The sequence below is a fragment of the Pedobacter sp. FW305-3-2-15-E-R2A2 genome, assembly GCF_038446955.1.
Taxonomy (GTDB): Bacteria; Bacteroidota; Bacteroidia; order Sphingobacteriales; family Sphingobacteriaceae; genus Pedobacter.
Genome location: NZ_CP151803.1, coordinates 6,267,086 through 6,280,820 on the forward strand (window position 1 = coordinate 6,267,086; position 13,735 = coordinate 6,280,820).

The window sequence follows — 13,735 nt, forward strand, 5'->3', positions numbered from 1 at the left end:
ATTAAAATGTCAACTGTAGTCCCATGAGCCATCTTTTGTTCTGAGGATACATCAAACGGTCTACACCGTTGTTCAGGACATTAAAATTTCCTACCTCCGGATCCAGTCCGCTGTATTTACTGAAGGTGACCAGGTTTTGTCCGCTGACATAGATCCTGAGTTTCGAAACTTTCAGGCGTTCCAGTACAGATTTAGGAAGGCTATACCCCAGTTGAACCAATTTTAAGCGCAGGTAAGATCCGCTTTCCAGGAAACGCGTAGATTCACGTGCATTTTGATTGGGATCTCCGAGCACGGCTCTTGGCATATCTGTTCCCGTATTTTGTGGAGTCCAGGCATTGAGGGTGCTGGCCAGGAAATTTCTTCCGGCTTCCATTCCTTCCAGTTCAAAACGGTTCCCGTTATAAATCTTATTTCCTGCTACACCCTGCCAGAACAAGGAAAGATCGAAGTTTTTATAATTGGCCGCAAGGTTCAGGCTATATTCGTACTTCGCGAAACCCGAGCCCTGATAAGTTTTGTCTTTTTCATCGATCGTACCATCACCATTGGTATCTCTGAATCGGATGTCCCCGGCTTTCGCATTTGGCTGCAAGACATCACCAGCGTTGTTTTTATAACCTGCAGCTTCTGCATCGGATTGAAAAATACCGTCAGCCTCATATAAATAAAAAGCACCGATTTCTTTTCCTACCATCGTTTGTGTTGGAATATGGTCTGTCCCAAACCGCAGTCCTGTACCATATAAAATCTGGTCTTTATTGGCCAATGTCAGGACCTCATTTTTCAATAAACTGATGGCGCCACCGATGTCAAACTGCCAATCATTGTGATCGAAGTGATAATTGGTTTCCAGTTCCAGTCCTTTATTGGCAATCTTGCCCACATTCAGGATCGGATTGTCGACACCTGCTGAAGGCGGTACTTCTTTAGTGATCAGTAAGCCATCAGTGATGTTGTTAAAATAGTTGATGGCACCCGATAGTTTGTTGTCAAAAAGTCCAAAATCAAGACCAATGTTCTTAGATTTAATCGTTTCCCATTGCAGGTCCAGGTTTTGAAGCGTGTAGGCAGCAGAACCCGGCCATGGCGTCGCACCGGAGCCCTGTACAGAACCACCGGACCAGTTGTTACGGGTAGTCATGAGGGCCTGATGGTCGTAATATCCCAAAGCACCTTCATTTCCAAGTTCTCCATAACTCGCACGAAGTTTCAGGTTATTCAGCCATTTGACCTCATTCAGAAAAGATTCCTTGTGGATATTCCAGCCCAGGGAAACTGAAGGGAATACGCCATATCTTCTGTTTTCTCCAAATACAGAAGAACCATCTCTTCTGACAGAAACTTGTAAAAGATATTTATTGTCATAGGCATAGTTTAACCTTGCCAGCGTAGAAAGGCGGACATATTTATTGTTTGTTCCAGAAGCATTGAATGTTCCGCCAAGACCGGCAGAAATGGTGTTGAAATCCGGATTGGTAAATCCTCCCGGAACTTCTGTTTCTACAATTTTTCCGTTTACGACAGTCCTTACAATAGTTTTTCCATCCGCAGTTACGCTGATAAAACGGTTTGTTTTTTCCTGCGCGGTATAACCTGCAAGAAGTTTCAAGCTGTGTTTACCGATATTCAGGTCGTAATTCAGCAAATGTTCCATTAAGCGTTCCTTGTAAAGAGAGTTCCTGTTGAATACCCTTGTATAGGAAACCAGAGGATCATTCGCATTGGCGCGATATGGTGGATTGAAAGCATACTCATCCGTCCTTGCATTGATGTAATTCAGGTTGGCAGTATATTTTAATCCCTTGATGATGTCCAGTCCGAAGCGGATATTCCCGCCCAGATAATTGGTTTTAGAATTGGCATCCAGAAAATGATCTGCAGCAATAGGGTTCTGAAATTTCGGCAATCCGTTTTCCGTTAACCCATAGCCGTATTTTTCCTTCTCATCAAATACAGGAAGTAATGGCGATTGGAAATAACTATCTTTCTGATCAAATTTGGCGGCTTCAGATCTGGTTTCCGAATAGATAATGTTACTTTCTACCGTTAACCGCCCTTTTTTAAACTCATTTCTGGACCTTACTGATTTTTTATTGAACTCAGAGCCGATAAAGGTTCCTCGGTCGTCGGTCAGGTCACCGCTTAAAGAGTAGGTCAGGTATTCCCCTCCACCTTTAAGGTTGACATTGTAATTCTGTGAAATGCCTTTGCGGTTAATTAAATCCTGCCAATCTGTATTTATACCTGTATTTTTAGACAGGTAAGCCGGTAAAGCCGGAGCAGAAGGACCTGCATTGGTGTACATCATGGTATGCAGCTTTTTATAACCCTCGGCATCCAGGAATTTAAATTGCTCTGTTGGCCTTACGATGCTGTAGAAGGAAGAAAAATCGATCACAGGGGCACCTTGTTTTCCTTTTTTGGTCGTGATGAGGATCACCCCGTTGGCACTGTTGGAACCGTAGATCGATGCCGCAGCACCGTCTTTAAGGACTTCAATAGAGGCAATGTCACCATTACTGAGGTAATAAGGATTCCCGGGTGTACCATCGATAATATACAGCGGCTGATGTGCACCAAAGGTGCCGATCCCCCGCAACCTGACATCCGAAGATTGGCCTGGATTTCCGCCGGGACTGCTGATGGATAATCCGGCAACCCTCCCCTGAAGCGCGTTGATGGGATTGCTGGCCGCCACCTGTTCCAGCTTTGTGCCACTTACCGAACTTACGGCACTGGTCAGGTTACTCCGTTGCTGGGTTCCGTACCCTATTACCACCACTTCGTCGAGTCCTTTCATGTCCATCAATAGTTTTACCAGGATGTCTTTTCCGGGAATGACCGGAATTTCCTGTGCCACATAACCTACCGCAGAAAAAACCAGGATGTCTTTTTCCAAAGCGGAAATCCGGAACTTTCCTTCAGAGTCTGAAGTAGTTCCCGTTTTGGTTCCTTTAACTTTAATGGTAATTCCCGGAAGGGGCTGGTCTATTTCATTAAGGACCTGACCTTTTATGGTACCGGTCTGAGCAAATACACTGTTGCCGGCGAGCGCCGAGAACAGGCAGAAAGCAAGCATGAGCCAAGCGAATTTACTGCTCCATAAATTGCTTATTGGCAATCGTAAATCTTTAATCATAATATTTGGTTTGAGTTGATTGATTCAATCAAACTTAATATGAGCATGATCCGAAAAACGAATTCTGTACCCCTACATGTATGCTGTCTTACCCCTACAAGACCTCTACATAAGTTAAAAACATTGCAAGAATGTGCTTTAAAACGACTTTAGGTAATCGTTAAGGTTATCGTTCTGCTGCAAGCCAAAATGCTTCCGCAAGCGGTACCTCGCCATTTCCGCAGACTTCACGGAGATGTTGTTCAGCGTCGCAATCTCTTTAATGGAAAGATTTAATCTGATCTGGGCGCAAAGTCTTCGTTCATTCTGACTGAGGTGAGGAAACTTCTGCTGCAGGTTATAAAAAAAGTCCTGGTATTGGGTTTCTACCTTGAGGTTAAAATCTTCCACATACTTCTCCAGATTGATGTCGTACTTAAACTTATTGACCAGCTTATGCAACTGATGAGGGATCTCTACCGGTTCGGTTCTATCCAGCCCACCAAGCTCTTCAATGAACTTTACAATCAGGTCATTCCTGTGCGCAATATATAAAGCGTAATTCTTCAGTTCAATATGGTTAAAGTCCAGCCGTTCATTCAGGGCCTTCTTATCCAGAACAGTATGTTCCAATTCCCTTTCAATTTCCTGTTGTTTAATCGCGGCCAGCTCGGCTTTTTTCCTTTGCCTGTTTCTCAGCTTGCCATACAGGAGCACGCCAATGACAATTAACAATACCACAATAATGGCAAGAGCATTCCGCTGAAAGGATTTGAGACTTTCCTTCACGGAAAGCGCCTCCAGCTGTCGCTCTTTCTCCTGCGCCTCACGCTTCAGGGTAAGGGTGAGTAAAGCATTTACTTTGTTTTTAGACAGAAATTCTTCTCTAACGGCATTATAACGATTGGTGTTCTCAAAAGCTTGCCGGTAATCGCCCATGCGTTGATACAAGAGAGAAAATACCTTATAGTTGTCCAACAGGTTTTCTTTTTTGGAGTTCGAACTACTTTGATCAATAAATGTCCTTGCTTTTTTTAAGGCAGCCAAAGCCTCCCCGTTTCTCCCGAGGTTAATCAGGGAGTAAGCCATCTGGTTGTTCAATTCTGCAAGTGAAAGCAATTGTTTGGTAGAGTACTGCAGGGCGAGGTTAAAATAAACAATGGCCTGTTTGTAATTCTTATTGTTGTTGCTGCAAATGCCCAGGTTATTGTAAGCGGCGCTGATCAGGGCTCTTTTATTATGTTTCTCGGCCATGACGAGTGCTTGTTTAAAAAAGCCTTCGGCCTTTCCATATTCATTTTTAAGCTGATAAATTAAACCGATGGCATTTAATGACAGCCCCGTTTCATCTGGATTCTGATGTGTTTTATAATACTCGTAGGCCATGGTATGGTACTTCAGGGAAAACTCCGCATTTTCCACATCGTAATAAATCCACCCCAATAAGGTATAGGTGGCGCCCATTTTAGCCGGTTTATCCAGATCTTTATAGATTTCCAGCGCATCAAAGGAATATTCGAGGGCAAGATCATAAATATCATTGTACAAATAACCCTCCGATAAGATGACGAGGGCATCGGCTTCCAGTTCTTTGTATTTGTTTTCGTAAGCTAAGAGGTAGGCTTCGTAAGCCGAGGCAATGGCCTGATTGGTAGAATCCCTGTTTAAGCTTTTCGCCCGTTTATTTAAGGCGGTAATTCTGGCTTTAACGACGCTTTCAGTACTCCCGGAACTTAAAGGTTTATCCCCCTGTCGGTTTGCCTCACAGCTCATCAACAGTTGAAGCATCAAAAAACAGAACAAGGCAAACAGTTTCTTTTGGTTAGTGTGGTTCATCATTTGTTGGGCACAAACCAAATATAGCTTTTTCTGCTGCGTTAAAAAAGGCAATATCTAAAGAAAGATTACCGGAAGCGCGATTTATCCTTCAACGGATTCTGTTGAATTGTCAAGATGTACAATATTTTTGACAACAGGGGCCAACTGGAGACATCAGGCGCAGATCTATTGTAATCTTAATTCAATAATTTAAAATAGGGTAGACTAACTTCGTTTTTTTTTCTACATTTGTTCTTGAGAGCGTTAATTTAAACGGGGGTAAGTCTTCTGACTTATGCCCGTTTTCTTTTTACAGACAATTTTTATACGCTTCATAAATCCAAACTCATTCGGAATTTACAAACAGGGGACTTTAACAGATGTCTTTTTCCGGTTTCAGAAAAAACGGCCAAACCATTATCATAAATCAGGAAATTCTCATTTTGCAGGCCCATTCCAGGCTATGTACCTCGTCCTCAAATTGTAATCTTAATTCAATAATTTAAAATTACGTGTTTTGACATTGAATTTATTTTTACATTTGTCCTTGAGAGCGTTAATTTAAACGGGGGTAAGTCGGAGGATTTACTCCCGTTTTCCTTTAAAAAAAAATCCCCGCCGAAGCAGGGATTTAAAATAGAGCGTTTGTAAAAATTAGTTTTTATCCCACCACACTCTGGAGGTTAATAAATCTCCACCGGGAACACTGGCCACTGCAGCATTATAATTTACGGTGTTTGTACCCGCTTCCACTACAGGATAAGGGAAACGACGTGGAATGGTTCCATTGGTTGCATTGCCAGGATAAACTACCGGAGTTAATACCGGAAATCCCGTTCTTCTCCAGTTTGCCCAGGATTCATAAAAATCAAGTTTTGTATTGTTGAGCGCCCAATACTGCGTATTGATCATATTTAAACCATTCGCCGGATTATAAGGATGTGCATCTGCATAAGCTGCCGCCGCTACGGCTGTAATGGTTGCTGCAGCACCATACTGGGAAAGATAGGTCATTGATGCAATTAGTCCTTCACGATAATGTTGTGCCGCACTTCCGGCGATGCCGAAACGCTCCGCTGCATCTGCCAGTAGCAATTCCGTTTCTGCATAAGTTAACACAAATGTTGGTCCGTCTTTCTTAATGAGTACAGGACTTGGAGAAGAGTAATCCGTAAAAGTAGTAAAACCAGGATCCAGCTTAATTCCCTGTCCGGCGATCAAACTCAGGTCTTTACCATTAGGCATTCCTTTTTGCGCGGCAGGATTTGCATTTGCATTAGGATTTTGAGCCTTGGTATCTTCATTCACATATAAATTCGTTACTGCAATCACACCTAAACGGGGGTCATTGGTGCTTTTAAGAAAATCAATAAAGGTTTTTGACCACCTTGTATAGAAGTTTTCCTGGCCACCGCCACCCAGAAGAATCTGGCTATTCCTGTTAATGGTAATCCGGTTTCCGCTTTCTGAACCCAGGATAAACGCATTATCGTCATTACTCAACATGGTGTTCCCAACAACTTTCTGCACATAACTCTGTGCTGTTGCAGCATCTACTTTACTAAGACGCATGGCCATCCTAAGGATTAAGCTATTTCCGAAACGTTTCCATTTGGTAGGATCACCATTATAAAAAGCATCTCCACCAGGTTTATCGCCATTAACATCCAATGCCGCTACAGCTTCGCTCACTTCCTTAAGCATATCGGTGTAAATGTCCTTTTGTTTGTCGTACACCGGGAAATAATTCTTCCCAAGAAAACCGATCCCAGCTTGCGAATAAGGAACATCGCCATACAGATCGGTAATGCGCTGAAAGATCAGCGCCCTCATGATTCTGGTGATCTGGTGTAAATTCTGGTATTCTTTTTTCCCTTTGGTAAAGGCCAGTAAGTCTACAATCAGTCTTACCTGTTCCGGATAGGCACCATCACCACTGGTAATGGAATTAGACGAGAATCCCCAGTAAGCAGCAGTATAGGTAGGATTCGAAATGTACTTATCCCCTGCCCAGTAGCCGATCACAGAGGAAAGGCCCTGCATCATCGTAGAACAATAGATTAAATTTGCACGCCAGGTATCATAACTAAAATCAACGCTCCCTGAATAGCTCAGTTGCGCACTTGTTAAGATAAAGTTAGGATTAAAATTTGCCGGGTTATAGGTGGAAGGATCAGTATTGATCTCCTCATAATGCTTTCTGCAACCTGTAGCAACCGTCAGGCAGAGGGCTGCCATTATGCTATATTTATATATCTTTTTCATTGGAATATATTTGTCTTTAGTGATGAAGCGATCATAAAAATGATGGTTTCATTGGAATCTAATTGATTTTAAAATTTGCTTTTGTAACCCTGATGTTTAGAACTTCACGCTCAGATTTAATCCGTACGTTCTGCTTGCCGGCACACCACCCAACTCTAATCCTTTAGCATTATTACTATAGTCAGATTCAGGATCTATGTTTGTGGTCTTTCTGCTGATGTAAAAGAGGTTACGGCCAACGAAGCTAAGCGTAGCACCATTGATCACATTATTAAACATTTTACCAGGGAAAGTATAACCCAGCATCACCTGACGGAATTTGATAAAATCGGCATTCTGAACAAAGATTCCGGATACATTACCGGCCATTGTGCCGTAGTAATTTGCAGCTGCAGCACCCAGTTCTTCACGTTTTTCCAAAGTACCTTTATGCAATCCTAAAGTATAAGCATAAGATTCTGTTGCAGAATAGATCTTACCACCAAATTTACTATCGATCATGAAGGAGAAATTGATTCCTTTATAAGAGAACTCATTGTTCCAGCCAGCCACATATTTAGCATAAGCAGATCCATAAGGTCTTAACAAGCCTTGTTTTGGGATACCATTCGATTCCAACTCAATATTACCGTTGGCATCGCGTTTATAATCAAAAGCCATAATCTGACCGAAAGGCAGACCCACAATCTGCTGGGTAAAAGCATTACCGGTACGGGAAGTTGCACCTGGCAATGAGGTTTGTCCCGGAGAAAGTGAAATCACTTTATTGTTATTGATGGAACCATTCACAGAGGTCGTCCAGCGGAAATCCTTCGTTTGCACAGGAATACCTGTGATCAAAGCCTCAATACCCCTGTTTTGTAACTCTCCGATATTCAGGATCGCGCCACCATAACCGGAAGTTACTGAAGCTGGTGCCCTTACGATCTCATCTTTAGATCTTTTGTTATACCAGGTCAGGTCAAGATTTAAACGGCTGCTAAATAAACGAATCTCCGTACCAATTTCAAACTCAGAAGCCACAGATGCCACGAGGCTTTCATTGGGAACAAAGAAGTTAGAGATCAATCCCAAAGGTCTGCCATTCAGGACTGCACTGTTAAAGCCATAAGCTAGTTGTGTCTGATAAGGATCTGTTGCCTGCCCTACCTGAGCAAAACCTGCACGGATCTTACCAAAACTCAGCCATTCCTTTTTCAGTATTTCTGAGAACACAAATGAACCATTTACAGAAGGATAAATTACGTTCAGTTTATTGTTCTTACCAGGTGTGGCAAGGGTAGAGAACCAATCATTACGAATGGATCCGCTTAAATAAAGGTAATTTTTATAGCTCAGGTCTAGCGTACCATAAACAGAAGCAACTTCACTTTCACTTGGTCTGTAAACCGGCGCATTCTGAAGATTGGCATTGGTAATTACATATCTGTAAGGGATAGAAAAATCATTTCCCGCAAGCGTAAACGCTTCTGATTTTGTCCTTCTGTAACTTCCTCCAATGTTTGGTGTAATGGTAAAATCATCTACCTTAAAGCTCTTACCCGTCAACACATCGGTATTGATATCAGAGAATTTAGTCGTTGCTTCAGACATAGAGCCCAACAAACGGTAAGCCGTTCCGGTTGGCACGACAGAAGTATAACGGTCGTTATAAGCATCGCGTCCTGCACGGGCCTGGATAAAGGCACCATTATCAAAATTATAACGCAGGCTAATGGAAGAAATCAGACGTTCCCTTTTGGTATCATTGATGAATTTATTGGCAGCGAACCAAGGGTTAGTTGCAAATGTATTGGCAGAATAACCATATTCAGAACCATCAGGTTTAGTGGTTTGTTTTAAAGTCATCACATCCAGACTCGTAGGAAGCAAAGTGACGTTATAGCTGGAATTACCGGCCCCATCACTTAAAAAAGGTCTGTTTTTAGCTTGTTCCAGGATATAATTTGCACGTGCATCTACTGTCAGGTGTTTATTGATGTTGTAATTTCCATTCAGATTAAAGGATTGTCTGTTTAATCCTGATCCTGGAGTAACCGCCTTGCTGGTCAGGTCACTTGCAGAGAAGCGGATCGAACCACCATCAAAACTTTTGTTAAAAGCCAGTGTATTCGTTGCTGTAGCTCCTGTGCGGAAGAAATTCTCAATGTTATTTTTTTGTGCAGCATAAGGACGGGACACGCCGTCAAACTGAACCACACTGCTGCCGTCTAATTTGGCTCCCCAGCTCGACTGACCAGTTTGAAAAGCACCTGCTGCATCTGCCGGCTTTACACCATTGGCACCATTTCCATAAACATATTGCCAGTCTGTCTGATCGATTACTTTTTCCAGTACGTAATTGGAATTGAACTCAATAGAGTTACCCTTTCCACTTTTAGTAGTAATTAAAATTACCCCTGCTTTACCGCGTGAACCATATAATGCGGAAGCTGCGGCGCCTTTCAGTACGGAAATCGTTTCAATATCATCAGGATTAATGTTTCCAATTGCGTCTCCAAGATCAGGAACGTTATCGTACTGATCACCCGGAGCACTGTTCCCTCTGTTTTCCATAGGAATACCATTGACCACATATAGTGGCTGATTGGTCTGAGAAATACTCGAAATACCACGTATGATCACATTCGAAGAGGCTCCCACTCCACCAGCAATAGAGTTGACGTTCAAACCGGCAACTTTACCCACCAGAGAGTTGATCACGTTATTTTCCCTGGCCTGGGTCAGTTCATCACCTTTCACTTCTGTAACAGAATATCCAAGTGCTTTTCTTTCTTTTTTAATTCCCAATGCAGTCACGACGACTTCACTCAGGAGCTTAGAATCTTCATCCAATAAAATATTAAGTGGTGAAGGTGTAGTAATGGTCACTTGTTTGGTGATATACCCCAAATAACTCACTACCAATACATCCCCAATATTTGCGTCAATCACAAACTGTCCGTTGGAATTGGTACTGGCACCTACCTGTGTTCCTTTTACCTGCACGCTTACCCCGATTAAAGGTTGTCCTGTAGCATCTCTGACCACACCGTTGATTTTTATGCGGTTGTTATTGGCTGCGGAAGACAGGCTAAGGTTAGGCATGCTGGCTGCATTTTCTGCCACGCCAATATAATTGCCCACCATTCTGAATTCCAGTGCCGTTTTTTCGCGAAGTCTTTTTAAAACTTCCGAAAGCTGTTCATTTTTGAAATTAAGTGTAAGGTTTGGTAAACTCCCCAAGACCTCTTCATCGTAGACGAAAGTCACATTAGCCTGTTGTTCTATCTTTTTAAAGATTTGTTTGACACTTGCTTTAACTACTTTAAAGCTCATTTCCTGAGCCTTGATGTGCTTAGCCATCAGGAGTGTGGAAAAACACACTTGTATGCCAATAATAATTGTAGAAATGCGCATGCATTTTCGGAATATAGGCAATGCTTTGCCGTAAAAATTCATCATATTTGTTTTGGTTTAATTTTTTAAACTGAAGCCTACTGTCTATGGGTCTCAAGCATGTATACAGTGGCTATCCTTAACTCCGGGGGCAGGTTCTGTTCCCGGTTTTTTCTTTCTTAGCTGCTAAGAAAGAAGATCTATTTGATGATTATGTTGTCATTGGCCATTTGGTATTTAAAATGTTTGGTAAAGCTTAGGATGTCCATTGTCACGGCTAAATTCTGATCACCAAGGGTGATGGAGATTCTTTCGTCGAGCAGTGCCGGGTTTTCGGTGTTGATTTTAATATGATGTTTTTTCTCCAGGACGGAGAATACGTTTCTTAAGGTTTCCTGCTCAAATACCAATTTACTGTTACACCAGGCGTTTACGGCAATCTCAGGAGCAACGGCTTTAATCAGGTGATTTTTGATATTGGTTAACACGACCTGCTCTTTAGGAAGTAACATCACAGCAGGCTTTTTAACTGCATCTTTCATCGTAATCCCCACTTTCCCGGTCACCACACTTACTTTTGTGGTGCCTTCATTTTTATACGCCCTCACATCAAAGGAAGTTCCCAGAACCACGACATTCAGGCTATTGGTTTTCACAATAAAGGGATGTTTGCTTCTATGTTTCACTTCGAAAAAGGCACGGCCTTCGATCAATTCTACCGTGCGGTTTTTGTCATTAAATTTTTTAGGATATTTAAATACGGAGCCAGCATTGAGCCATACTTTTGAGCTATCTGGCAAGGTGATTTCTATGATCTTATTGCCAGGAACGCTGACCAGTTTTTTTTCTGCAGCTCCAAAGCGGGAGTTGCTAAACTGCCATCCAAAAAAGATCAGGGTCAACACCGCAGCAGCCGCTGTAATTTTTAACAGAAGCCTTCTCATAGAAACGCTGCGTCCAGAGTTTTCGCTCATTTCTTCCATTTTCAGGAAGCCTTTATTTTTCAGGTTATCAAAGATCCGTTGCCTGACCTGTTCTTCAGTTTCCGGTTTTTTGGTATGAACATTTTCTACCCAGCCCTCCTCAGAAGTATCGTACCATTGGTTGAGCAGTGCTTTTTCTTGTTCACTAGCTGTTCCTTCAAGGTATTTTTGTGCCAGTCTTTTGAGTTCGTTCCTATCCATTTTGAATTTTAATGACCCTGTTTTCTCTTATAGAGTCATGTGGAAACAAAACACCCTTAGTGCAAAACAAAAGTTTTTTATTTTAATTTCCCATCCTTGTTTTCAGGTGGGGTCATTATGGGAACAAGCAGGCTTTTTAGTGAAACAATTCGGTTTAAAGGAACTATTTGATGGTATACAAGACTATTAATAAGTTCAGTACATCTCCAACATTAGCGCGAATGATGCGCAATGCCTTAGTCAGGTGTGCTTCGGCTGTTTTCTGAGAAATGTTCAGTTGGGCGGCCACCTCGGAGAGGGATTGGTCCTGTAATTTATTATATTGAAATACCAGGCGGCATTTTTCAGGGAGTTTATTAGACAGCTCGGTGATGATTTCCAACAGGATTTTATGGTCTATCTCGATTTCTGAGGTAGCATTGGCCGTTAAAAGGCCAACAATATTTTCCTGCTGTCTGGAACGTTTCTCCTTAGAAAGGTAGCGGAATACCGCATAACGGGTCATTGCAGCAAGGTAAGATGGGATACACTGAATGTGGAGGCTTTCTCTTTTTTTCCAGAGGACCAGGAACACTTCCTGAACAATTCCTTCGGCAGCATCGGGGTCTTTTAAAAGCTTATGGGCGATATAATATAGTTTATCCCAATATTGGTTGTATATTTCTGTAAAAGCTAATTCGTCGCCCTGCCTGAGGAGCAAGATGAGTTCATCGTCCGGAGTTAAATGATTAGCGTTCACAAGTTTGGTTAGAAAGTTTAAAACGAAGCTAATACAAAAATAACAAAAAGTGTAATTTAAAATCTTATAAATAAAATCGCGGGAATGATTCTCAAAAGAATGGGCTATTCCCGCGATGTTTTTATTGCTTTATATTTTTTGTCCGTCTTTCCATTCCTCCGTTCCTTTTTTCAGCACCTGATCAGCGATGTTTAAATCAGCAAATACTTCCATAAGTTCTCCCTTACGAATGCCAACAACGACAGGAACCTTTTTTAGGTGCTGTCCTTCCAGCCTGATAATGAATACGCCCGACTGCGCCTGGACAATACTCGTTGCCGGCAACCAAAATGTCGCTTCCGGACGGCGCATATCGAGTTTTACCTGTGCATACTCGCCTCCCCCTAAAACCAGGTCTTTATTGATCACATCGAATTCTGTGGTAACCGACCTTAGTTTCTGTTGCAGGAATGCACCATTTCTGGAAAGGAGCGCGTGAAATGTTTTGCCAGGCAGGGCGCTGACCGTAAAAGAGGCCTTCGTATTTTTTGAGACCGACTGGCTGTGTTTCTCCGGAATGGCCACCGTTAACCTCAGCTTGTCGTTCTGCACGATAGAGAATAACGGGGTCGTATTATTTTCTCCTACCAGCGCACCTACGGAAACATTTTTATCCATTACTGTTCCATCAAAAGGAGCCCTGATGCTCAGGTACTGCTGCAACTGGTCGGATACCAGGGTGTTGGATTTTACCGCAGCATAAGCCGCACTGTCGCTTTTCAGTTTACTCAGTGCCTTGTCCAGCTCTATTGCTGCAACGGCCCCGGTCTTTATTGCTGCCTTTTTAAGTCTTTCATAAGATTGCCGGCTGTAGCGGTAATCTTCATAAAACTTCCGCTCGTCGGACTTTGCAGACACATAACGCTGGGCTACTTCAGGGGCTTCCAATACCGCCAGCAGTTGTCCTTTTTTCACTTTACTTCCCCTGTCTACAAATATTTTTTTCAGGAATCCTTTAACTTTAGGATAGATCATCACCTCTTCATAAGGCCTCAGCTCTCCCGGCAAGGAAAGCTGATAGACTGGTTGTTCCAATACGGGTTTTACGAATTGTGGCTTTGGCAGTTCCGTTTTCGGTGCCGCCTGTTGTCCGCTCTTCGGCTGTTCAGAAGCGCATCCGGCCAATGCCAGTGGAAGGCATAACAAGAAGGTATATTTTTCGATGTGTATTTTTTTTAATAGTCTCATTTT

At 42.5% G+C, this 13,735-nt stretch carries 7 protein-coding genes; all 7 read right to left on the minus strand.

What is annotated here, in order from left to right; genetic code table 11:
• Position 1 precedes the first annotated feature (1 nt).
• Positions 2–3,142, minus strand: coding sequence for a TonB-dependent receptor (locus AAFF35_RS25300; RefSeq protein WP_342329303.1), 3,141 nt, complete (start codon positions 3,140–3,142; stop codon positions 2–4).
• Between the two features lie 138 nt (positions 3,143–3,280).
• Positions 3,281–4,960 (minus strand): hypothetical protein, encoded by a 1,680-nt coding sequence (locus tag AAFF35_RS25305; RefSeq protein WP_342329304.1) that lies wholly within the window; start codon positions 4,958–4,960, stop codon positions 3,281–3,283.
• Positions 4,961–5,593: 633 nt separating this feature from the next.
• Entirely contained in the window at positions 5,594–7,204 is a 1,611-nt protein-coding gene (locus tag AAFF35_RS25310; RefSeq protein WP_342329305.1) for a SusD/RagB family nutrient-binding outer membrane lipoprotein, read from the minus strand.
• Between the two features lie 96 nt (positions 7,205–7,300).
• Positions 7,301–10,648 carry a SusC/RagA family TonB-linked outer membrane protein gene (locus AAFF35_RS25315; RefSeq protein ID WP_342329306.1) on the minus strand — a complete coding sequence of 1,116 codons (3,348 nt, stop codon included), beginning with the start codon at positions 10,646–10,648 and terminating at the stop codon, positions 7,301–7,303.
• Between the two features lie 134 nt (positions 10,649–10,782).
• Entirely contained in the window at positions 10,783–11,766 is a 984-nt protein-coding gene (locus tag AAFF35_RS25320) for a FecR family protein (protein WP_342329307.1), read from the minus strand.
• A 163-nt stretch (positions 11,767–11,929) separates the two neighbouring features.
• Positions 11,930–12,505 (minus strand): sigma-70 family RNA polymerase sigma factor, encoded by a 576-nt coding sequence (locus tag AAFF35_RS25325; RefSeq protein WP_342329308.1) that lies wholly within the window; start codon positions 12,503–12,505, stop codon positions 11,930–11,932.
• 129 nt (positions 12,506–12,634) lie between these two features.
• Positions 12,635–13,732, minus strand: a complete 1,098-nt coding sequence (locus AAFF35_RS25330; protein WP_342329309.1) for an efflux RND transporter periplasmic adaptor subunit — start codon at positions 13,730–13,732, stop codon at positions 12,635–12,637.
• Positions 13,733–13,735 lie beyond the last annotated feature (3 nt).

Bases quoted from the DNA above. Each gene is read 5' to 3' on its own strand.
- AAFF35_RS25300 (WP_342329303.1), bottom strand. From the start codon at position 3,142: ATGATTAAAGATTTACGATTGCCAATAAGCAATTTATGGAGCAGTAAA.
- AAFF35_RS25330 (WP_342329309.1), bottom strand. From the start codon at position 13,732: ATGAGACTATTAAAAAAAATACACATCGAAAAATATACCTTCTTGTTA.
- AAFF35_RS25305 (WP_342329304.1), bottom strand. From the start codon at position 4,960: ATGATGAACCACACTAACCAAAAGAAACTGTTTGCCTTGTTCTGTTTT.
- AAFF35_RS25320 (WP_342329307.1), bottom strand. From the start codon at position 11,766: ATGGATAGGAACGAACTCAAAAGACTGGCACAAAAATACCTTGAAGGA.
- AAFF35_RS25315 (WP_342329306.1), bottom strand. From the start codon at position 10,648: ATGATGAATTTTTACGGCAAAGCATTGCCTATATTCCGAAAATGCATG.
- AAFF35_RS25310 (WP_342329305.1), bottom strand. From the start codon at position 7,204: ATGAAAAAGATATATAAATATAGCATAATGGCAGCCCTCTGCCTGACG.